This window comes from Rhodobacter sp. NTK016B (assembly GCF_017303295.1).
GTDB lineage: Bacteria > Pseudomonadota > Alphaproteobacteria > Rhodobacterales > Rhodobacteraceae > Pararhodobacter.
The window spans coordinates 36,210-58,139 of sequence record NZ_JAFKOK010000021.1 but is presented as its reverse complement, the minus strand read 5'-3'; the positions used below and the strand labels follow the sequence as shown (position 1 = coordinate 58,139).

Annotated in this window: 20 protein-coding genes and 1 pseudogene; 11 read left to right on the top strand and 10 right to left on the bottom strand. The window is 66.6% G+C overall.

Translation table 11 applies throughout. The annotated features are described in order from the left end of the window. From JI664_RS21905 to JI664_RS21870, 8 genes and pseudogenes are all read left to right on the top strand, one after another. Positions 1-281, top strand: a 281-nt coding sequence (locus tag JI664_RS21905) for a hypothetical protein (RefSeq protein WP_207015923.1), incomplete at its 5' end; no start/stop codon positions are given. Positions 282-447: 166 nt separating this feature from the next. After that, positions 448-666 (top strand): Com family DNA-binding transcriptional regulator, encoded by a 219-nt coding sequence (locus JI664_RS24280; RefSeq protein WP_207015922.1) that lies wholly within the window; start codon positions 448-450, stop codon positions 664-666. Continuing rightward, entirely contained in the window at positions 626-808 is a 183-nt protein-coding gene (locus tag JI664_RS21895; RefSeq protein WP_207015921.1) for a hypothetical protein, read from the top strand. The genes JI664_RS24280 and JI664_RS21895 overlap by 41 nt, the downstream gene beginning before the upstream one ends. Beyond that, complete coding sequence (locus JI664_RS21890) at positions 805-1,920, top strand: ABC transporter ATP-binding protein (RefSeq protein ID WP_207015920.1); 1,116 nt, start codon at positions 805-807, stop codon at positions 1,918-1,920. The genes JI664_RS21895 and JI664_RS21890 overlap by 4 nt, the downstream gene beginning before the upstream one ends. After that, a complete protein-coding gene (locus JI664_RS21885) occupies positions 1,910-2,476 on the top strand; it encodes a formyltransferase family protein (protein ID WP_207015919.1) in 567 nt (188 codons plus the stop codon). The genes JI664_RS21890 and JI664_RS21885 overlap by 11 nt, the downstream gene beginning before the upstream one ends. A gap of 134 nt (positions 2,477-2,610) precedes the next feature. Then, complete coding sequence (locus JI664_RS21880; RefSeq protein WP_207015918.1) at positions 2,611-2,811, top strand: hypothetical protein; 201 nt, start codon at positions 2,611-2,613, stop codon at positions 2,809-2,811. Positions 2,812-2,960: 149 nt separating this feature from the next. Then, positions 2,961-3,065, top strand: a pseudogene (locus JI664_RS21875) (IS481 family transposase); the annotation flags it as partial. A gap of 134 nt (positions 3,066-3,199) precedes the next feature. Then, positions 3,200-6,124: a valine--tRNA ligase gene (locus JI664_RS21870; protein WP_207015917.1), complete on the top strand. Its 2,925-nt coding sequence runs from the start codon at positions 3,200-3,202 to the stop codon at positions 6,122-6,124. A gap of 51 nt (positions 6,125-6,175) precedes the next feature. Here JI664_RS21870 and JI664_RS21865 read toward each other — a convergent pair whose 3' ends face one another. From JI664_RS21865 to JI664_RS21855, 3 genes are all read right to left on the bottom strand, one after another. Further along, positions 6,176-7,486, bottom strand: coding sequence for a DUF3422 family protein (locus JI664_RS21865; protein WP_207015916.1), 1,311 nt, complete (start codon positions 7,484-7,486; stop codon positions 6,176-6,178). Positions 7,487-7,629: 143 nt separating this feature from the next. Continuing rightward, on the bottom strand, positions 7,630-8,583 hold the full coding sequence (locus JI664_RS21860; protein ID WP_207015915.1) for a YcjF family protein: 954 nt from the start codon (positions 8,581-8,583) through the stop codon (positions 7,630-7,632). Positions 8,584-8,586: 3 nt separating this feature from the next. Next, positions 8,587-9,975: a YcjX family protein gene (locus tag JI664_RS21855; RefSeq protein WP_207015926.1), complete on the bottom strand. Its 1,389-nt coding sequence runs from the start codon at positions 9,973-9,975 to the stop codon at positions 8,587-8,589. 123 nt (positions 9,976-10,098) lie between these two features. Between JI664_RS21855 and JI664_RS21850 the strand changes: the two genes are divergently transcribed. Next, positions 10,099-10,920, top strand: a complete 822-nt coding sequence (locus JI664_RS21850; RefSeq protein ID WP_207015914.1) for an SDR family NAD(P)-dependent oxidoreductase — start codon at positions 10,099-10,101, stop codon at positions 10,918-10,920. A gap of 104 nt (positions 10,921-11,024) precedes the next feature. Then, complete coding sequence (truA, locus tag JI664_RS21845; RefSeq protein ID WP_207015913.1) at positions 11,025-11,792, top strand: tRNA pseudouridine(38-40) synthase TruA; 768 nt, start codon at positions 11,025-11,027, stop codon at positions 11,790-11,792. 162 nt (positions 11,793-11,954) lie between these two features. Here truA and JI664_RS21840 read toward each other — a convergent pair whose 3' ends face one another. The 4 genes from JI664_RS21840 to JI664_RS21825 all read right to left on the bottom strand — a co-directional run bounded on the left by JI664_RS21840 (position 11,955) and on the right by JI664_RS21825 (position 18,650). Next, positions 11,955-15,434 carry a DNA translocase FtsK gene (locus JI664_RS21840; protein WP_207015912.1) on the bottom strand — a complete coding sequence of 1,160 codons (3,480 nt, stop codon included), beginning with the start codon at positions 15,432-15,434 and terminating at the stop codon, positions 11,955-11,957. 7 nt (positions 15,435-15,441) lie between these two features. Continuing rightward, positions 15,442-16,620, bottom strand: a complete 1,179-nt coding sequence (locus tag JI664_RS21835) for an aminotransferase class I/II-fold pyridoxal phosphate-dependent enzyme (protein ID WP_207015911.1) — start codon at positions 16,618-16,620, stop codon at positions 15,442-15,444. Between the two features lie 253 nt (positions 16,621-16,873). After that, complete coding sequence (rsmD, locus tag JI664_RS21830) at positions 16,874-17,434, bottom strand: 16S rRNA (guanine(966)-N(2))-methyltransferase RsmD (protein ID WP_207015910.1); 561 nt, start codon at positions 17,432-17,434, stop codon at positions 16,874-16,876. A 10-nt stretch (positions 17,435-17,444) separates the two neighbouring features. Beyond that, positions 17,445-18,650, bottom strand: a complete 1,206-nt coding sequence (locus JI664_RS21825; protein WP_207015909.1) for an NAD(P)/FAD-dependent oxidoreductase — start codon at positions 18,648-18,650, stop codon at positions 17,445-17,447. Positions 18,651-18,753: 103 nt separating this feature from the next. Here JI664_RS21825 and JI664_RS21820 point away from each other — a divergent pair, with 103 nt between their 5' ends. Further along, entirely contained in the window at positions 18,754-19,239 is a 486-nt protein-coding gene (locus tag JI664_RS21820) for a peroxiredoxin (protein ID WP_207015908.1), read from the top strand. Between the two features lie 99 nt (positions 19,240-19,338). Here the strand turns inward: JI664_RS21820 and JI664_RS21815 are convergent, their stop codons facing one another. The 3 genes from JI664_RS21815 to JI664_RS21805 all read right to left on the bottom strand — a co-directional run bounded on the left by JI664_RS21815 (position 19,339) and on the right by JI664_RS21805 (position 21,870). After that, a complete protein-coding gene (locus tag JI664_RS21815; protein ID WP_207015907.1) occupies positions 19,339-20,232 on the bottom strand; it encodes a mechanosensitive ion channel family protein in 894 nt (297 codons plus the stop codon). A 144-nt stretch (positions 20,233-20,376) separates the two neighbouring features. Beyond that, positions 20,377-20,676 carry a 4a-hydroxytetrahydrobiopterin dehydratase gene (locus JI664_RS21810; RefSeq protein ID WP_207015906.1) on the bottom strand — a complete coding sequence of 100 codons (300 nt, stop codon included), beginning with the start codon at positions 20,674-20,676 and terminating at the stop codon, positions 20,377-20,379. An 18-nt stretch (positions 20,677-20,694) separates the two neighbouring features. Continuing rightward, positions 20,695-21,870 (bottom strand): GNAT family N-acetyltransferase, encoded by a 1,176-nt coding sequence (locus JI664_RS21805; protein ID WP_207015905.1) that lies wholly within the window; start codon positions 21,868-21,870, stop codon positions 20,695-20,697. Between the last annotated feature and the right edge of the window lie 60 nt (positions 21,871-21,930).

The window sequence follows — 21,930 nt, the reverse complement described above, 5'->3', positions numbered from 1 at the left end:
ACTGCATTACCAATGGCATCGTTCCGTTGGTGATCGGGCAACCCAAGGTCTGGCCGATCAACGAAGAGCGCCAGCGGGTGCATGACATGTACGTCATGCGGGGTGCTCTCGCTCGCGGTGCGGCTTTCGTCCCGCTCGCGCTGCCGGCGCTCAACCTGCCCGACTGCCTCGGCCTGTTCCCGTCGCTCTTCTCGGGCGCCGGCGGCGTCAACCACCCCGGCCTCTATGAGCACATCCTCTATGGCCTGTGGATCGATTACATGGCGTTCCGGGGGGGCTGATCGCTCTATCGGAGTTGCGAAAGAAGCGCGCCGCCTCAGGCGGCCGGGGGGTGCGTCAACACCCCCCGACACGGGGCCAAAGCTCTCACACCAGACCCCGCCGACCCGATGAAGCTCAAGGCCGCGCCCGCCCTCGCGAGGGACGGCCAACCTGTGGTGATTCGCCTTGAGCCCGCAAGTCCAAACGCGTTGCTGCGCCTGCAGCAGGTTGCTATTCTGTTCTGAACCGGACGCCCTTGCCGGCGTCCTGACCATCAAGTGCCCGCGATGCCGGGCTATCAACATTCTGAGGCCGCACCAGAGCCCTTCACCGCAGCGCCCCGAGCGCGACCCGGAAAGTGGCTATGAAAACCTCAGAGACCGTTCCCCTTCCAAACCTTCCTGACGGTGCCCCCGGCAGGCCGAAAGGCCGCCGGTACCGCCAGCAATTCGGCGTCATCGTGATCGCCAAAGACGAGGCCGCGCAGCGGGAATTGTTCGAGCAATTCCGTGCGCAGGGGCATGGATGCAAGGTGGTCTGCACATGACCCGGATCAGTATTCACCACCGCCAGCCGATCCCCGACAGCTACCGGGCCGCGCGCGTCTCCAGCCTGTTCAATGTAACCGAGGATGCGGATTTCCGGCTCTCGATCGAGGCGGATCTCGACGCGCAGCCCTGGCAGATCGGGCTTGTCGTCGGACCATCCGGCAGCGGGAAAAGCAGCATCGCGAAGGCGTTGTTTGCGATGGATGCCAGCCCGCAGAAATGGCCCGATGCCCCCCTGATCGACGCCATCGCGCCCGCTGGCGACTTCGACGATGTGACCGGCGCGCTTGCGGCCGTGGGCCTCGGCAGCGTGCCGAGCTGGTTGCGGGCATACCGCCACCTCTCCACCGGCGAGCAATTCCGCGCAGACCTCGCGCGGATCCTGGCCGAACGCCCCGCTCTTGCGGTGGTCGACGAGTTCACATCGACGATCGACCGTCAGGTCGCGCGGATTGGGGCGGCGGCCTTCGCCAAGGCATGGCGTCGCGGCGAGGGTCAGTTTGTCGCCGTCACCTGCCACGAGGACGTGGCAGACTGGCTCCAGCCGGACTGGATCATCGACACCCGGGCGCCCGAGTTCCGCTGGAGGCGCCTTCGACGCCCGCCCCGGATCGGCATGGACATCCACCGCGTCGACGGCTCCCTCTGGCCCGCCTTTGAGCCGCATCACTACCTGAAGCTGCCCCGGATGATCGCCGCGACCTACTACGCGGGGTTCGTCGAAGGGGCACCGGTGGCCCATCTTGCGGTCTCGACACGCCCCGGGCTGAAAGAGGCGCGCGCCTGCCGGCTGGTCATCATGCCGGAATGGCAAGGAGCCGGGCTTGGACTGCGCTTTCTCAATGAAATCGCCGCCCTCTGGCGCCGGGGTCTGAACCGTTACGAAAAGCCAATGCCGATGCTGTTCCACACCTCCCACCCGGGCCTCTGCGCGGCGCTTCGGCGCGATCCGCTCTGGGCGCAGGTTTCCGCGCATCTGGTGGGTGAGGCTCGCGCGAAATCGGCCGCTTCGCTGGCGGCCGCCCGGCTTCGCAAGGGCCGCCCCGCGAACTCCGGAGGCGGCTACGGGGGACATTTCCGAGCCGTACAGGGGTTTCGCTATGTCGAGTAATCCACCGCGCATTGCCGTTCTCGGGACCCGCTGGCTCGGGGCGGAGATCCTAACGCGTCTGCACGCGCACGGCTTCGACCTGGCGCTGCTGACAACGAGCGACCAGGACCGCGCCGCCTCGGCCGCACGCGCGCTCAAGATAACGGTAACCGTGAAACCCGATGCAATCGCCCTGATGGCGTCGGATTTCCCGTGGCGGCCGGATCTTATCCTCTGCGCTCATTCCTTCCGGATCGTGCCGGGCTGGGCGATCTGGTGGTCGCGGCTTGGGGCTATCGGCTACCACCCGTCGATCCTGCCCGCCCACAAAGGCCGGACCTCGGTCGAAGACACCGTGAGATCCGGCGCGCGGATGACAGGCGGCACGGTGTATTGGCTGACCGACAGCGTCGATGGCGGGCCTCCCGTCGTGATCCGGAAAGAGGGGGTTTCAAGGCGCCTTCAACACCGGGTTCAAATCCTTCCCAACGAGACGGCCGGGCAACTCTGGCGCCGTGCGCTGGCGCCTCTCGGGGCGCAGATGCTGGAGGAAGCAGCGCTCGGTCTCCTGCTTTGAAGATGCCCGTCGAAGCGCGTTCGCCAAGGATAAGAATGTGCTGGGAACGCCATGAAAACAGCAATCTCCGAGCCATTCAATTCCGGCTCCGGGCCATTATCTATAGGGTATCAGAGTGAAGAGGAGCGGCACCCATGGCCTTCGTGAAAACCACCCCCGGACACGCGTGCAAAGTGGCCGAAGGCTTCGACGCCCGCTGGGCCTGGTCGCAGGCAAACTCGATCGTCAAAGAGGCCCGCGACCCGGACGGTTTCACGATCGCCTATTATGACGAAGAAGGCTGGTTCGTGCATGCCTCGCTGGCGGGGTTGGATATGAGGGAGGTGGCGGCCTGAGCGGCGCAAGGACGTAGCGTCTCTGCCTTTTTCAGCGTCTCGGCTTTCCCGGCCCCGCCCACGGCGGGGCCTTTTCATCTCCGGGCCTGACACCAAACGCGTTCGCTGAAACTATTCCTGTCACGGCCTGAAAAAATTTTTGTCACGCTACACTCAGCCGTCTCACGCCCTACGAATACATCTGCAAAATCTGGACTTCAGAGCCAGACAGGCTCAATGTCGGTCCGATCCACCAGATGCCGGGACTGAACACCTATGGGGTCCTGGGGTGGATCCCCCGGCCTCTCCATCCCGCGCGCCTGTCGGAACGCAGCGCCACTCTTTCCCTTTCAGCCCGGCCCCGCTAAACAGCGCGAAAGCCCGCCGAACGCCGTGAGGGAAGACGAAGATGACGATGGACAAGACCTTCAACGCCGCCGAGGCCGAGGCGCGGATCGCCGCCCTTTGGGAAGAGCGTGGCGCGTTCAAAGCCGGCGCCAATGCCAGCCGCGACGAGAGTTTCTCGATCATGATCCCGCCGCCCAACGTCACGGGCAGCCTGCATATGGGACATGCGTTCAACAACACGCTGCAAGATATCCTTGTGCGCTGGCACCGGATGCGGGGCTTCGACACGCTCTGGCAGCCCGGACAGGACCATGCCGGCATCGCCACGCAGATGGTGGTCGAACGTGAGCTGGCCAAGGACAAGTCGAATGCGACCCGCCGGGAAATGGGGCGCGAGGCGTTCACCCGGAAGATCTGGGAATGGAAAGCGCAATCGGGCGGCACGATCATCGGTCAGCTGCAGCGGCTGGGCTGCTCGCTCGACTGGTCGCGCAACGCGTTCACCATGTCCGGCGCTCCGGAAGCGCCTGCGGGTGAGGAAGGCAATTTCCACGACGCGGTGATCAAGGTCTTCGTCGACCTTTACAACAAGGGCTACATCTATCGCGGCCAGCGGCTGGTGAACTGGGACCCGCATTTCGAGACGGCGATCTCGGATCTTGAGGTCGAGAACACCGAAGTCGCGGGCCATATGTGGCACTTCAAATACCCCCTCGCGAATGGTGCGACCTACGAATACGTGGAGCGTGACGAGGATGGTCGCGTCACCAAGCGCGAGACTCGCAATTACATCTCGATCGCCACGACCCGCCCCGAGACCATGCTGGGCGACGGCGCGGTGGCCGTGCATCCGTCGGACGAGCGCTACAAGCCCATCGTCGGAATGCTGTGCGAAATCCCGGTGGGCCCGAAAGAGCACCGTCGCCTGATCCCGATCATCACCGACGAGTATCCCGATCCCGATTTCGGCTCGGGCGCGGTGAAGATCACCGGCGCGCATGATTTCAACGACTATGCCGTCGCCAAGCGCAACAACATCCCGCTCTACAACCTGATGGACACCAAGGCGCGCATGCGGGCCGATGGTCTGTCCTACGAGGAAAGCGCGCAGATCGCCGGGGCCATTGCGCGCGGCGAGCGCGCGGCGGGCGATGTCAGCCAGATCAACCTTGTCCCCGAAGAGCTGCGCGGTCTCGACCGCTACGACGCGCGCAAGGCCGTGGTCGAGGCGATCAATGCCGAGGGGCTGGCAGTCACCTATCTGAAGAAAACCATCGACCCCGAGACCAAGGCCGAGGACCTGAGCCGCGAGCCACTGGTCGAGGAAAAGCCGATCATGCAGCCTTTCGGCGACCGCTCGAAAGTGGTGATCGAGCCGTTCCTGACATGGCAATGGTTCGTCGATACGTCGAAGATCGTGGGCCCTGCGCTGGATGCCGTGCGCAAGGGCTGCGAAGCCGATCGCAACGGGACTTTCGACCCGGAGGCGGGCTATACCCGCATCCTGCCGGAATCGGGCGAGAAGGTGTATTACCACTGGCTGGAGAATATCGAGCCTTGGTGCATCTCGCGCCAACTGTGGTGGGGGCACCAGATCCCGGTGTGGTACGATGACGAGGGCAACCAGTATTGCGCGCCCTCGGAAGCCGAAGCGCAGGCGATGGCGCCCGGCAAGGCGCTGCGCCGTGAAGAGGACGTCCTCGACACGTGGTTCTCGTCGGGCCTCTGGCCGATCGGCACACTGGGCTGGCCAGAGCAAACCCCGGAACTGGCGAAGTATTTCCCCACCGATGTGCTGATTACCGGGCAGGACATCCTGTTCTTCTGGGTCGCGCGGATGATGATGATGCAGCTGGCCGTCGTCGATCAGGTGCCGTTCCACACCGTCTATCTGCATGGCCTCGTGCGCGACGCCAAGGGCAAGAAGATGTCGAAATCGGTGGGCAACGTCATCGACCCGCTGGATATCATCGACGAGTTCGGCGCCGATGCGCTGCGCTTTACCAATGCGGCGATGGCCAGCCTTGGCGGGGTGCTTAAGCTCGATACCCAGCGCATCACCGGCTATCGCAACTTCACCACCAAGCTGTGGAACGCCACCCGCTTCGCCGAGATGAACGGCGTGTTCGAGGGCGCGCCCGCGGCGCAGGTGCCGCAGCCGCAGGCCACCGCCAACCGCTGGATCATCGGCGAAACCGCGCGCACGCTGGCCGTGGTCAACGAAGCCTTCGCCAATTTCCGCTTCAACGATGCGGCGAACGCGCTTTATGTCTTCGTCTGGGGCAAGGTCTGCGACTGGTATGTCGAATTCGCCAAGCCGCTGTTCGACGGCGATCAGGCCGATGAGACCCGCGCGACGATGCGCTGGGTTCTCGATCAGTGCTTTGTCCTGCTGCACCCGATCATGCCCTTCATCACCGAAGAGCTGTGGGGCCTGACCGGCCCGCGCGACAAGCTGTGCGCCCATGCCGACTGGCCGGACTACACGACCGATATCGCCGATGCCGCAGCCGATCGCGAGATGGGCTGGACCATCGGCCTGATCGAAAGCATCCGCTCGTCGCGCACGCAGATGCGGGTCCCGGCGGGGATGAAGCTGCCGATGCTGGTGGTGGATCAGGACGAAACCGCCAAGACCGCCTATGGCCGCAACAAGACGCTGATCGAGCGCCTTGCGCGGCTCGACGGACTGCATGAGGATGCCGAGATCCCCAAAGCCGCGCTGACCGTCGCGGTCGAGGGCGCGACCTATGCGCTGCCGATCGAGGGCGTGATCGACATCACCGCCGAGGCCGACCGGCTGGAGAAATCGCTGCAAAAGCTCGACAAGGAAATCGGCGGGCTGAGCGGTCGGCTGAACAATCCGAAATTCGTGGCCAATGCCTCGGAAGAGGTGGTCGACGAGGCGCGCGCCAATCTGGCCGAGCGGTCAGACGAAGCCGCGCGCCTGCGCGAGGTGCTGGAAAAACTGCGCGCAATGGCCTGAGGCGAGCGTGACGGAACGGAAAAAAGGGGGGCTTCGCGCCCCCCTTTTGCGTCAATGCAGCTTGGACCGGATGCGCCGCAGCGCCAGCCAGACGGCCAGCACCACGACCGGCGTGACAAGCGCATAGACCGATGTCTTGCTCAGCCCCACGGGTTCGGCCAGCGGCGTCACCATGTTCGACACCAGCCCCACCGCGTAATAGCTGATCGCCACGACCGACAGTCCCTCGACCGTGTGCTGCAGGCGCAGTTGCAGATCAGCGCGGCGGTCCATGCTTTGCAGCAATTCGGCATTTTGCGCCGAGCGCGCCACCTCGACCTGCGTCGACAACAGCCGCCCCGCCCGCATCGCGCGTTCCGACAGCAGCGCCAGCCGGCTTTCCGCCGCGCGCACCGTGCGCATGGCCGGATTCCAGCGGCGGCGCATGAATTCGGCCAGCGTCTGGCGCCCTTCCAGCCGGTCCTCGCGCAGCACCTCAATGCGGTCATGCACGATGGCCTCATAGGCGCGCGTCGCCCCGAACCGGAAGGACGAGGCCATTTCCAACCGCTCCAGTTCAGCCGAGACCGCGATCAGCGCGCCCAGAACCGCCTCGGCATGGCTGGCGCCGCCGGCCATCTCGGCCTGCAGATCGCCCAGCCGCCGGTCCAGCGCCCCCATCTGTTGCGAGACCTGCCGCGCGCGGGCCAGCCCCAGCATGGACATCGCGCGATAAGTCTCGATCTCGCAGAGCCGCTGCACGATCCGGCCCACCCGGCGCTGCCCGGTCTGGGGCCGGACAAAGATCGCCATGCGCAGATGCCCGGCCGGATCAATGCGGAAATCCGACGCCACGATGGCTGTGCGATCAAGGACATAGACGGCGGCAAGGCTTTCGGCCACGAACCAGTCGTCCAGCTTCGGACGGATCGCCGCCGTGTCGCAGGCGCCGCCGCTGAGCGGCATTTCCTCGATACGAAACAGAATAGAGGTGACGCGCATCCCCGGTACCCGCGCCAGCCAGTCGGCGGGAAAAACGTCAAAGGCGGCGGGATCGAAGGGCCGCTCTGTCAGCCCCTCGGAAAACGCCATCCATGTCGTCATCTCGGTGTGGTTTTCCCATTTCAGCCCGTGGCGCCCGGCCTTGACCGAATGATGCGTGGCATCGGGCGGGGGATGCGACACCCCGTGACGGTCCAGCAGATCCAGCATATGCGCCCGGTCCTCGCCCCGGTCGCGCGCCACCGCCTCGTGCGGGGCTTTGACCGCCAGAAAAACGGCGGTCGAGGGCACGGGCACCACCGGCGAGGGCCGGGCGTGCAGCTCGTTGGTCAGCGCATAGCGCAGCGGGTGGTCCTGCAAGGGAGGCGTGGCGGGGGGCATAGGCAAACCGGCTGTCGGAACAAGGTTCGCCCATAAGGACGGCTCGGACAGCGCGAGAAAAGGCCGCTTTGCGTCGCAGCCCGGCCATGGCGCAGTATGCAATCGTGTCCTTGTAAATCGGCAACAATGCGATCAGCGCGGCCCTAGCCCCGGTCGAACAATCCCCGCAGCGCATTCGCCGTGACCGTCGTGACCGCCGGTTTACGCCCCATGCGGAAGGGAAGCGGGCGGCACAGCTCCATCGCGGCCAGTCCCACGCGGGCGGTCAGCGCGCCGTTGACCACGCCTTCCCCAAAGCGCCGCGAGAGCTTTGACAGCAGGCCCCCGCCGGCCAGCGACCCGACCAGATCGTCGCCCACCGCGACCATGCCCGTGGCCATCAGATGCACCGCCACCGACCGCGCCAACCGCCAATTGCCGAAGGTGCCGGGCCGCCCACCATAGATCTCGGCGATCCGCCGGATCATCCGCAGATTGGCGGTCAGCGCCGCTGCGACATCGGCGAAAGCCAGCGGGATCAGCGCGGTCGCCAGGGCCACCTGCCGGGCCGAGGCCTGAATTTCCATCTGCGCGCGCTGATCGAGACCGATCAGCAGATGCGCCTCGGCCCCTTCGATCACCGCCTCGGCGTCCAGCGCTTCTTCGGTCGGGTCCTTTGCCCCGTACAGCGCCGCGACCGAGGCCGCCACGGCGCGCGCCTCGGTCAGGTCGCCCATGCCGACGGCCTTCTCGGCACGGATGCGGATCGCGTCTAGCCTGCGCACCCGCAGATAGCCCAGCGCCTCTTTCCCCGCCCAGAGGATCAGCGCTACGACCAGCGCAATCGACAGCGCGGCAGCGAGCCAGCCCAGCACCGGCACCCGCTCGATCAGCCGCGCGGCGAAGTCCCACGCAGCCACGCCCAGCATCAGCGAGACCAGCGCACCGCCCACGCCCAGCACCCAGCGCCCGGGCCCCGAGGATCGCCCTTTGGCCATGCCGGCCACCGCCATCTGCATCGCCGCGCCTTCGGGCGGGCTGTCGATCTCGGGTGCGCCCGCCACGTCGGCGTGTCCCTCGGCCTCGTCCAGCTCAATCAGAATGGGTCCGTTGCTCATGCTCTATACCAGCCTGTCGCCAATCAGGAATTCCGCCGCCGCATCCAGCCGGATATGCGGCAGCCCCTGCCCCGGCAGCCGGCTCTGCACCGGCGGCGCGAAGTGCATCACGCCGTAATCGCCCTGCAGCCAGCGCTCGGCCCCTTCGCGCGCAGGCGACAGCAGCCGTGTCGGATCGTCGGGCAACGCACCCGCATTCACCGCCACCTGCCGCCCGTCCAGCAGCCGCCCGCGCACCGTCTCGACCTCGCGTCCGCCATGCGCGCGGGTCTCTTCCACCGTGGCCCGCAACGCGGCGATCGACATCGCCGCCGTCTCGGCGCCCGAGAACCGCGCCTTGTCGCGCGCCTCGCGCAGCATCGCTTCGGCCAGCGCGGTCAGCCGCGCATGCTGGGAATGATGCAGATGGTCGGCCTTGGTCGCGGCGAACAGCAGCTTCTCGATCCGCTTGCCACGAAGAAGCGTGCTGAAAAAACCGTTCGCGCCGGGACGGAAGGCCGCCAGCACCTCGGCCATCGCGCGGCGCTGATCTTCCAGCGCGGCGGGGCCCCGGTGTACGGCCTCGAGCACGTCGATCAGCACCACCTGCCGGTCGAGCCGCGCGAAATGCGTCTCGAAGAAAGGGCGCACGACCTGCGCCTTGTAGGCCTCGAAACGCCGCGCCATCTCGCGCGCCAGCGAGCCGCGTCGCCCTTCGCTCGCGGGCAGGGGTGCAAAGGTCAACACCGGCGAACCTGCCAGATCGCCGGGCAGCAGGAACCGACCGGGCGTGCAATCCGACCAGCCATTCTCGCGCGCGGTCACAAGGTAATCGGTGAAGCGCCGCGCCAGCCCCTGCGCCTCGGCCTCGTCGAACCGGGCCTCGGGATCGACACCGTCGAGTGACGCGCGAAACGCTCCGGCCTCGGGCCGGTGCGGCAGACGCGCCATCACCTCGGCCGACCATTCGGCATAGCTTTTGCCCATCAGGCCCAGATCCAGCAGCCATTCGCCCGGATAATCGACGATATCCAGATGCAGCCGTCGCGGCCCGGTCAGCCCGCCGAACATCCCCGTCGGCGCCAGCCGGAAGGACAGCCGCAGCTCGCTCACCGCCCGTGTGCCATCGGGCCAGCGCGGATCGTCCCCCGTCAGGCTGGCCAGATGCGCCTCGTAATCGAAGCGCGGCAGCGTCATGTCGGGCTGCGGCTGCAACCAGGCGCCCTGCACAAGGCCTTGCTGCACCGCCCGCATCCGCTGCATTCGCCCCGGCTCCATCAGGTTGTGCACCAAAGCGGTGATGAACACGGTCTTGCCCGCCCGGCTCAGGCCGGTCACGCCGAGCCGCAGCACCGGCTCGAAAAAGGCCTCGGAGACGGTATCGCCCAAGGCCTCGATGGGGCGCGTGATCATATCGGTCAATGAGGGGGGCAAGCCGGTGCTCCGAAAACGTTCTGTCAAAAGAATAGGCAGCCGGAGGGGGGATTTGAAGGGCGCCTCTTGCCCCACCCCACCCTGCGGCATTAGCTGGGCGCCATGAAAACGCTTCTCTCCATCGGCCACGGCTATGCCGGCCGCGCCACCGAAGCCGCGCTGGGTCCCGGCTGGCGCCTTCTGGGCACCTCGCGCACAAAGGGCGCCGCCGCCGTGCACTGGCCCGACGAAGCCGCAACCGCGCTGGCCGAGGCCACCCATGTGATAAGCTGGGTCGCCCCCGACCGCGAAACCGGCGAGGATCCAATCCTGCCGCTGATCGCCAGCCAGCCGATGCCACGGCTCGAATGGCTGGGCTATGCGTCGGCCAGCTCGCTCTACGGCGATACCGGCGGCGCCTGGATCGACGAAAGCGCCCCTGACCGCCCCGATACCGGCAGAGGCACCGCCCGGCTGAAGGCCGAAGCGGGCTGGCGCGCCCTTGCGGAAAAACACCGCCAACCGCTCTGCGTGCTGCGTATCGCCGGGATCTACGGACCGGGGCGCTCTTCCTTCGACGCGCTGCGCGAAGGCCGCGCCCAGCGGGTGGTCAGAGCCGGGCAGGTTTTCAACCGCATCCATGTCGAGGATCTGGGCCGCATCGCCGCCGCCGCCGCCGAAACCCGGCTCGACGGCCCGCTCATCGTCTCGGACGACGAACCCGCGCCCAATGCCGATGTCATCGCCTTCGCCGCCTCCCTTCTCGGCATGGACCCGCCGCCAGAGATCCCGTTCGAAGAGGCCACGCTCTCGCCCATGGCGCGCAGCTTCTGGGCCGACAACAAACGCCTGCGCTCGTGCCGGATCGGGCCCGAGCTGAAGCTCGCGCTCAACCATCCGACCTATCGCGACGGGCTCAAAGCAATCCACGCCCGCGAAACCTGATCCCGAACCGCCCGCATCTTTAATCCACAAATATCCTGGGGGGTGAGGCGCAATTGCGCCGAGGGGGGCAAAGCCCCCCTTCCCTCCTCCCCGACAGAGCCGCCATGCCCCGTTTCGCTTTCCGCATCGAATACCTCGGCACACCGTTCAACGGTTGGCAGCGTCAGGACGGTCAGCCCTCGGTCCAGCAAGCCATCGAGGAGGCGCTCGCGCGTCTCAACCCGTCCGAGCCGCGCATCGCCGCCGCCGGGCGCACCGATACCGGCGTGCATGCGACCGGACAGGTCGCGCATGCCGATCTCGACCGCGACTGGGATCCGGCGCGGCTGCTCAAGGCCGTGAACCACCATCTCAAACCCGCACCCGTGGCGATCACCGCATGCGCCCGCGTGACCGGGGATTTCCACGCCCGTTTCTCGGCCGTCGAGCGGCGCTATACGTTCCGACTCGTCGCCCGACGGGCGCCCGTCGTGTTCGATGCGGGGCAGGTCTGGCAGGTGCGCCACCGGCTCGACGTGACGGCGATGCGCGCGGGCGCTGCGCATCTTCTGGGCCTGCACGATTTCACCACCTTCCGCGCCTCGCTGTGTCAGGCGAAATCGCCGGTGAAGACCCTCGACGAGATCACTATCGAAGAGCATCCCTATCCCGCCGGGCAAGAAATCCGCTTTCACCTGCGCGCGCGCAGCTTCTTGCACAATCAGGTCCGCTCGATCGTCGGCACGCTGGAACGCGTGGGGGCCGGGTCGTGGGATCCCGATCGCGTCAAACAGGCGCTTGAGGCGCGCGAGCGCGCCGCCTGCGGGCCGGTCTGTCCGCCGCAGGGGCTGGTGCTGACCGGCGTGGGCTATCCGCAGGACCCGTTCGCCTGAAACGCTCAAAGCCCCAAACGCCGAAACCCTGAACGTTGAAGCCCTGAACGCCAGACGCCCGGTCCATCGACCGGGCGCTGAATTTCTGGCGCTGTCTTTCTGGCGCGCAGGCGCGCGGGGTGTGTGGGCGGGCGCGACGCCTGCGCGCCGCCCCGCTTGGCCCTATTGCATCTCGGGGATCAGGATCTCGCGCTTGCCGACATGATTGGCCTGACTGACCACGCCCTGATCCTCCATCTGCTCGACCAGCCGCGCGGCCTTGTTATAGCCGATGCCCAGCTTGCGCTGGATATATGAGGTCGAGCATTTGCGATCCTTGGCGACGATCGCCACCGCCTGATCGTAAAGCGCATCCTCGCCGCCCGAATCCCCGCCCAGGCCCAGAACCGCGTCGATATCCGCCTCGCGGTCGCCTTCGGGCCCTTCGACCACGCCGCCGACATAGTCGGGCGGGCCGAAGCTCTTGAGATGCTGAACGACTTCCTCGACCTCGCTGTCGGACACGAAGGGCCCGTGCACGCGGGTGATCTTGGCACCGCCCGCCATGTAGAGCATGTCGCCCATGCCCAGAAGCTGCTCGGCCCCCTGCTCGCCCAGAATGGTCCGGCTGTCGATTTTCGAGGTCACCTGGAAGGAAATCCGGGTAGGGAAGTTCGCCTTGATCGTGCCGGTGATAACATCGACCGAGGGCCGCTGCGTCGCCATGATCAGGTGGATGCCCGAGGCCCGCGCCATCTGCGCCAGACGCTGGATGCAGGCTTCGATCTCTTTGCCCGCAACCATCATCAGGTCGGCCATCTCGTCGACGATCACCACGATGAAGGGCAGCGCTTCGGGCGCGAATTCCTCGGTCTCGAAGACCGGATCGCCGGTCTCGTCGTCGAAGCCGGTCTGCACCGTGCGCTTGAACATCTCGCCCTTGTCCAAGGCCTCGCGCACGCGGCCGTTATAGCCGTCGATATTGCGCACGCCCATTTTGGACATCTTGCGATAGCGTTCCTCCATCTCGCCCACGACCCATTTCAGCGCCACGACGGCCTTCTTGGGATCGGTGACGACGGGGCTGAGCAGGTGCGGGATGCCGTCATAGACGCTGAGTTCCAGCATCTTCGGGTCGATCATGATCAACCGGCATTCGGCGGGCGTCAGCTTGTAGAGCAGCGACAGGATCATCGTATTGATCGCCACCGATTTACCCGAGCCCGTGGTCCCCGCGATCAGCAGGTGCGGCATCTTGGCGAGGTTCGCCACCACCGCCTCGCCGCCGATATCCTTGCCCAGAGCCAGCGGCAGACGCATGGTCGAATCGCCGAAATCACGGGTCGCCAGGATCTCGCGCAAGACCACCGTGTGACGGTCGGCATTGGGCAGTTCGATACCGATGACCGAGCGTCCCGGTACGGTCGAAACGCGCGCCGACAGCGCCGACATCGACCGCGCGATATCGTCGGCCAGACCGATCACCCGGCTGGCCTTGAGACCGGGCGCGGGTTCCAGTTCATACATCGTCACGACCGGGCCCGGCTTGCACGAGATGATCTCGCCGCGCACGCCGTAATCTTCCAGCACGCTTTCGAGCATCCGCGCGTTCTGGTCGAGCGCGTCATGCGAGATGATCTGCCGTTTTTCCAGCGCCGGGTCGCGCAACAGCGCGAGCGGCGGCAATTCGAACCCGTCTTCGGCGGGTTCGAAGGCCAGCGAGGGCTGCGCCTCGGCCTGCGCGCGGCGCGACGGCGCGGGCGCGCGGTTCGGGGCTTGCTGCACACGGCTGGCCACGGGGGCCGCAACCGGCGCACTAGGCGCGCGCGGCGCGACGGACGCGGCATAGGCGTCGAAATCGTCATCGTCCAGATGCGGATCGAACGGATCGTCCTCGTCATCGAGCAGCGGAGCGGCGTCGGGCTGCGGCGCGAAACGCGACGGCGCCGGTGCGGTGGCGCCGGGATAGCTGGCCGGGGCGGGCTGATAGCCGAAGGCATGGCTGAAGCTGTAGCCCTGCGGCGGGGTCGGCGCGGCTCGCGCGGCCGATTGCTGCGCCGATTGCGGGGTAGGCGCGGCCTGCGGCGCGGGCGCGATGCCCGTGGCGACGGGAGCCGCCGCTTGGGCAGCGGTCAGCGCGGGTTCACGGCGTTGGACACCGGCCTCAGGCGCAGCGCGCGCGGCCTCGGCGGCAGCGCGGGCAGGATAGGCATCCGGATCGAACCGCAGCACCGGCTTGGCACGCTTGCGCGAGCCCATCAGCTCGGCGATGCGCGCGCGAAGGCCCTCGGGACTGGGCGGGGTCGCTTCGGCCAGCGCGGCAGGGCCCTGTGGCTCGATCAGCTCGCCGTCGGGCATCGACCATTCCGCGGGCGGCATGTCAGGCTCGGTGCGGCGGCCCAGTGCCGAGACGCGGCTCAGCAAACCGCTACGCTCGTCACCGCGCGGCGGCTGGCCCCAGGCTTGCGGCGCCGGTTCGGGTGCATATTCGGGCGCCGGGGCGGCTGCAGGAGCGGTCGCGCGATGCTGTGGCGTGTAGCGCTGGCCATAGCCCTCTGCCCGAGAGCCCTCGGCCCGCACGGGCTCGCGCGGCGCCTCGCGCATGGGCTCATAAGGATCGCGGCCATGGGGCTCGGGCTGACGGGTCGAAAGCGGCGGCTCGACATGACCCTGCGCGCCGTGACCCGGAATGCCGTGACCCTGAGCCCGGCCCCGCACCGGCTGCGCCGGGCGGTAACCGCCTTGGGGCTGAGGCTGGGGCTGAGGTTGGGGTTGCGGCGCCATGCGCGCGGGCTGCGGGTCGTAACGCGGATCGGTGCCGTAATCGGGCCCGTATTCCAGCGGGTAATCGTCGTCGTGGTCGATCGGGTAATCCGGCGCGTAGCCGCCCTGCGGCTCGCTCCAGCGCTGATGCTGTGCCAGCGCCTGCTCGGCGGCGGCGCGCGCCTGCGCGCGGGTTTCGCGGCGATGCTGCCAGCTTTCATGCCCTTTCAAAGCCAGACCGCCCATGCCCCGCGCCGACAGGCCCAGAAGCGAGCACAGACCCGCATAGCTGAGGATCAGCCCCGACAACAGGAACTGCCCGATACGCTTGAGTTCCGGCAGGGTCGAGCCCAGAACGTAGAGATACAGCGCCACCGTCGCGGCGAAACTGAGCAGCGTGACGAGGTTGGCCACGAAGGCGGTCATCGGCAGCGCCGTCATCACCGCCGCCAGCACCGTGTCGCCGAACATGCCGCCCTGACCGTGATCGACGGTCCAGCCCGCCCCCGGCACCAGCGAGGACAGCCATACCGCACCCACGGCGATCGCCACCGGCGCGAAGAACGAGCGGTGCAGCACGTATTCCTCGCCCTGATGGATGACCAGCCGCAGGCCCCAGACGCAGAACGACAGCGCGATCCCCCACGCGCCCAGACCGATGATCTTGGTCAGCGGCGCGGCAATGGCGGCGCCGACCCGGCCTAGCGCGTTGTGCACGGGCGCGTCGGTCGCGGCCATCCAGGTCGGGTCCTCGGGCGAATACGAGCCCAGGATCAACGCCAGGATCAGGCCCAGGCCGATCAGGCACAGGCCCAGCAATTCCTTGCCGCGCTGGGACAGGATCGCCTGCAGGCGGCTGTCGATCAACGGGTCGCGGTTCGGAGTGGGGAAGCTGGCCATCGGATCCTCACGTATACAGACAGTTGCGCAGCAGGGTCAGTCCCTGACGGGTCTCGTCGGCATTGTTGACGAGCGCCACGCGGATATATCCCCTGCCGGGATTGCCGCCCTTGGTATCGCGCGACAGATAGGCGCCGGGCAGCACGCGCAGCCCGGTCTCCTGCCACAGTTTCAGCGTGGCCTCTTCGCCATCGGCGACGGGAAGCCACAGGAAAAAGCCCGCTTCGGGCGGCATATAGGCGTTAAGCCCGCCGAAGACCTCATCGGCGATGCGGTACTTTTCCTGATAGAGCGCGCGGCTTTCGGCCACATGCGCCTCATCCGACCAGGCGGCGGCGGCAACCGCCTGAATCGGCATGGGAACCGGCGCCCCGGCATAGGCGCGAAGCTGACGGATGGCGCGCGCGGATTTCGGCCCGGCAGCCAGAAAGCCCGCGCGCAGACCCGGCAGGTTCGAGCGTTTCGAGAGCGAATGAAAGGACACGACCCGTTCAGGATCAGCGCCGACCCGCGCGGCCACTTCCAGAATGCCGGGCGGCGGGGCGTCGCGGTAGATCTCGGAATAGCATTCATCCGCGAAGATGCGGAAATCGTGCTTCTCGGCCAGCGCCAGAAGCTCGGCCCAGTAATCCTGACTGGCGACCGCGCCCTGCGGATTGGCGGGCGAGCACAGATAGGCGATCGTCACCCGGTCGAGCAATTCAGCAGGCAGCGAGGCGTAATCGGGCAGATGCCCGGTGGCCGAAGTCGCGGGGACATAGACCGGCTCGGCGCCGACGGTCAGCGCGGCGATGGCATAGACCTGATAGAACGGATTGGGCGTCAGGATGACCGGAGTGGCGCCGTTCTTGCGCTCGGGCGAAAGCGCGACGGCGGCGTTGAACAACCCCTCGCGCGTGCCGTTCAGCACCATCAGCCGGTCCTGCGCGACATCGACACCGTAGCGCCGCTTCAGCCAGCCGGAAATCGCCGACAGAAGCTCGGGCGTGCCTTCGTTCGTGGGATAGCGATTGAAGCCCGCCAGATTCGCGGACAACACCTCGCCCACGAAGGCGGGCATCTGATGGCGCGGTTCGCCGATGGTCATCGCCATCGGCTCGCCACCCGGGGTCAGGTGATCGAGAAGCGCGCGCAGGCGCGGGAATGCGTATTCCGGCAGGTTCGAGAACCGCTGGGGAAAATCCATGGATGCCTCTGCTCGACGGGATCGTGGCGCCCCGTTTTTTTCAACGATAACCCGTGAGGGGCGATTGGTCCAGAAAAAGCATGGGGATAACGGGCGCTTGTGGCTTTTGCGTCGCGCCCCGTGAGACCCGGTCGCGCGCGCTTCGCGACCGGGTGGCGAGGGGGCCGCCGCCCCCTCGCGCTCCCCTGCCCGGGGAGGGGACACGCCCCCTCCCCGGACCCCACCCGTGAGTATTTGGGGCAAAGTGAAAGGGTCAGGGGGCGCGCAGAAGCGTGATCCAGGTCTCGCCGTAGCGGCGCTGATCGAGGGTTTCGAAGCCTTCGGGCGCGGGCTGTGGGGCGTTCTCTTCCCACACGATGATGGCCCCGGGGGCCAGCCAGCCACCACCCATGGCGGAGGCGAGCGCCTGTTGCCCCAGCACCTTGCCATAGGGCGGGTCCATGAAGACGAGACCGAATGTGGCGCCGCGATTGGCGCCGAGATCGGTGGCGTTGCGACGATAGAGACGGGTCATTCCCATCGCCTGCATGGCCTCGATATTGGCGCGGATGAGGGCCCGCGCGGCGGCGCCGTCATCGACCAGCGTCACCTGTGTGGCGCCGCGCGACAGGGCTTCGAGCCCCAGCGCGCCGGTCCCCGCAAATAGGTCGAGCGCGCGCTGGCCGCTGACCAGATCGCCCCATTTGCCCTGACAGAGCATGTTGAAGAGCGCCTCGCGCACCCGGTCCGAGGTCGGGCGCAGATGCGCCTGCGCATCGCCCGCCCCGATCTCGGCCAGCTTCAACCCGCGCCGCGCGCCGCCGACGATGCGCATCAGGACGCCCTCATGCCTTGAGCAGCGCCTTCAGCTCGGTCGCCGGATCGGCGATTGCGGCCGGGTCGGGGCTTTTCGCCATTTCCAGCAGCCGCTTGCCCACCATGTAACCGCGCGGATCGTTCATCGCGTCGACCGCGAGGAAGGTATCGCCCTTGTAATACCAGTGGCTGCGCGCGCCGCCGGTATCGCGGGTGACGATGCGGTCATAGCCGGTATTGAGGCCCGCGATCTGCAGTTTCATGTCGTATTGATCCGACCAGAACCACGGCATCGGCACATAGGGCTTTTCCGCGCCCATCATGTTGGCCGCGACCGCCTCGGCCTGATCGATGGCGTTCTGCACACTTTCCAGCCGGATCCGGTTACCGCGATATTCGAGACTGGCGCAATCGCCCGCAGCCCAGATCGAAGCATCCGAGGTGCGGCCGTAATCGTCGGTGCGGATGCCGTTCTCGATCACCAGCCCGGCCTCTTCGGCCAGTTCGGCGCCCGGGATGATGCCGATGCCGACAATCGCGAAATCCACGTCCAGATGCGTGCCATCCGCAAGCTCGGCGCCATCGACATGGCCCTCGCCGGTGAGGCGGGCCAGACCGGTGCCCTCGCGGATATCGACGCCGTGCGAGGCATGCAGCTTGCGCATGTCGTCGGCGGTCTCGGGCGAGGCGACGCGGCCGAGGATGCGCGGCGCGGCCTCGATCAGCGTGACCTTGAGACCCTTGAGCGCGGCGACGGCGGCGGCTTCGAGGCCGATATAGCCCCCGCCCACGACCAGAAGCCGTTTTCCTTCGGTGAAATAGGGCGCCATCGCGTCGATATCCGACAGACGGCGCACGCCGAACACGCCGTCGAGGTCGCCGCCGATCGCGGCGGGCAGGCGGCGCGGCTCGGAGCCGGTGGTCAGCGCGAGCTGTTCGTAGCCGATCGCCTCGTCGCCCAGAAAGACCTGCTTGGTCGCCGGGTCGATCCGCGTCACCTTGGCATCGGTGCGCAGGGTGATGTTGTTATCGGCGTAATAGGCCTCGGTGCGCAGGAAGAGACGGTCGAGCGCCATGTCGCCCAACAGGTATTTCTTCGACAGCGGCGGGCGCTGATAGGGGGGCACCGGCTCGTCGCCGATCAGCGTCAACGCCCCTTCATAGCCCAGCCCCCGCAGTTTCGCGACCAGCGAAGACCCGGCCTGCCCGGCCCCGATGACGACGATTCCACCCATTCCCCGTTTCCTTCCTGTCCGTTGTCGACTGGCGCACTGGAACGCCACTTTCCTGGATATATATCCCCGTCCATCGAGGTAACCCAACAGGAGAGCGCATACCATGACCATTTCCACCGGCGAAACGCTGCCCGATGCCAGCCTGCAGAAAATCGGCGCCGAGGGGCCGGAAGCGGTTTCGGTCAAGGATCTGACCGAAGGCCGCAAGGTCGTGATCTTCGCGGTGCCGGGCGCCTTCACGCCGACCTGCCACTCCGCCCATGTGCCGAGCTTCGTGCGCAGCATGGATGCGCTCAAGTCCAAGGGTGTGGACGAGGTGATCTGCGTTTCGGTCAACGACGCCTTCGTGATGAAAAGCTGGGGCGAGGCCACCGGCGCCGCCGAGGCGGGCATCACCATGCTGGCCGACGGGATGGGCGAATTCACCGAGAAGCTGGGCCTGTCCTTCGACGCACCGCCCGTGGGCCTGAAGGGCCGCTCGAAGCGCTATGCGATGATGGTCGATGACGGGGTGGTGAAGGTCTTTCACCCGGAAACCGGCTCGGGTTGCGAGATTTCGGGCGGTGAAGCGATGGTCGAGGCGCTCTGAGCGCGCTCCCAATGCCGTCGCCTGAACGCGGTGGCGTGGAAAAAGACGAAGGGGCCGCACCATCGGGCGGCCCCTTTTGCGTGTCGGTGGCCGGTTTGCTCAGCTCTCGGCTTTCTCGGAAAGCTCGGGCATCGCGGGCGCTTCGCCGCCGGCCATGACCAGCGTGCGATAGGGGAAGGGGATTTCGATCCCGGCCTCGTCCAGCGCCTCTTTCACCCGGCGCTTCATATCGGCCTGATAGTAGAAATAGACGCCCGCATCGACCCAGACCCGGACCAGGAAATCGACCGAGCTGTCGCCGAGATTATTGACCTGAATCCACGGCTCGGGGTCTTTCATCGAGCGCTCATCGGCCATGATCGTATCCAGGATCACCGTCTCGGCCTTTTTCAGATCCGAGCCATAGGACACCCCGAACGTCCATTCCGCGCGGCGCAGCGGGTAGACCGAATAATTCTCGATCGTGTTACCCCAGACTTCGGAATTGGGAATGATCACCTGCGTGTTCCCCATCGAAGCCAGCTCGGTATAATTCAGCGAGATATCCTTGACCGTGCCCATCTCGTCGGCGATCTCGACAAAATCGCCGACCTTGATCGGGCGGAACAGGATGATCATCACCCCCGCCGCGACATTCGACAATGTCCCCTGCAACGCCAGACCGACGGCCAGACCCGCAGCGCCCAAAGCCGCGACGAGCGAGGTCGTTTCGAGCCCGAAGCGGTTGAGCACGAAGATCACCGTCACCGCCATGATCGCGTAACGGGTCAGCGAGCCGAGGAAGTTGAACAGCGTCGTGTCGAGGCTGCTATGCTGCGCACCAAGGCCGCGAATGCGCCGGGCCGCCCAGCGCCCGATCAGCATGCCCACGAACAGGATGGCGATGGCGGCCAGCACGTTGCCAAGGATCGAGGCCAGGAATTCCACCGTCAGCACATCGCCGATGGTCACGCCCTCGGCGATCTGGAAAGACATGAAATCAGACAAATTCATAAGTGCGGTGTCCCCTAAGCTTGCAATACAGCCCCCCGACTTAGCCCACCCGCAGCGGATGTCGACCGCCTAACGGGGCAAGGGGACACACAAAACCACACACGCAGCCCGCCTGTCGGGGCAGACGGGCCGCGCCCTGCGGGCCTAAAGCGCCGCGTCCATCGCCTTTGCCAGCGCCACGTCCAGCTCGGTCAGGCCCTTCACGTCATGCGTGGTCAGGCTCACCTCGACCCGGTTGTAGACATTCGACCAGTCGGGGTGATGGTCGAGCTTTTCGGCCGCCAGCGCCGCGCGGGTCATCCAGCCGAACGCAGCGCTGAAATCCTTGAACTTGAAGCTGCGGCGGATCGCATCCGCCTCGGCGTCATGGGTCCAGCCCGCCGCTTTCAGTGCCTCAAGCGCCTCATCGCGTTCGCTGCCCGCCAGTTTCGAAGGTCGTGCCATGTCATGCTCCTTTTCGCATCAGGTGCCGCCGCCTTCGGGCCCCCGCCGGAAAGGCGCGAAGCCCTCGAGCAGGCGCATCTCGTCGCCGACAGCCGCTGTCTCGGCCTTCAGGTAGTCCTCGACCGCGGCACGGAAACGGGTATCGGGGAACCAGTGCAGCGAATGCACCTCGTTGGGCAGATAGCCGCGCGCCAGCTTGTGTTCGCCCTGCGCGCCCGCTTCGACGCGGCTGAGGCCATTGGCCAGCGCCCAGTCGATCGCCTGATAATAGCACAGCTCGAAATGCAGGCAGGGATGATCCTCGACGCATCCCCAATAGCGCCCGTAGAGCGTCTCGGCCCCGATGAAGTTTAGCGCGCCCGCGACCCAGCGGCCCTCACGCTCGGCCAGAACCAGCAGGACGTCGTCGCGCATCGTCGCGTGGACCTCGTCGAAGAAGGCCCGCGTCAGATAGGGCGTGCCCCATTTGCGACTGCCGGTATCCTGATAAAAGGCCCAGAACGCATCCCAGTGTTCGGGCTTCAGATCGTCGCCGGTCAGCGCATGGATCGTGCCACCGAATTCTTGCGCCTGCCGCCGCTCGCGCCGGATCGTCTTGCGCTTGCGCGAAGACAGCGCCGACAGGAAGCCGTCGAAATCGCCGTAACACTCGTCCTCCCAGTGGAATTGCTGGGTGACACGGTGCAAAAACCCCTCCTCCTCGCCCAACGCCGCCTCTTCTGCCGTGCAGAAGGTGACATGCGCCGAAGACAGCTGGTTCGAGCCGGTGATCTCGGCCAGCGCGCGCAAAAGAACGGGTTTCAGCTCGGCCGGGGCCAGCAGACGCGGCCCGGTCGCGGGGGTGAACGGCACCGCCGCCTGCAGCTTGGGGTAATAGCGCCCGCCCGCCCGGTGCCACGCATCGGCAAAGGCATGGTCGAAGATGTACTCGCCCTGACTATGCCCCTTGGCGTAAAGCGGCATCGCGGCCAGCACCTGCGCTTCGTGGCGCACGACGAGATGCTTCGCCTCCCAGCCCGTGCCCGGCCCGACCGAGCCCGAAGCTTCCAACGCCTGAAGAAAACGATAGGTGGTGAACGGATCGAGCGGCCGCGCGCCCGGCACAGCCCCGCTCAGCGCGTCCCATGCGGGAGCGCCGATCTCGCTGATCGCGTCGACAAGCGTGATATCCAAGCTGATCCCCAAACCGGCCATTCCTGCCCCCAAAACTGGGCGCGGGACGGCGCAGGTCAACCCCGCCGACGCGCCGAACAG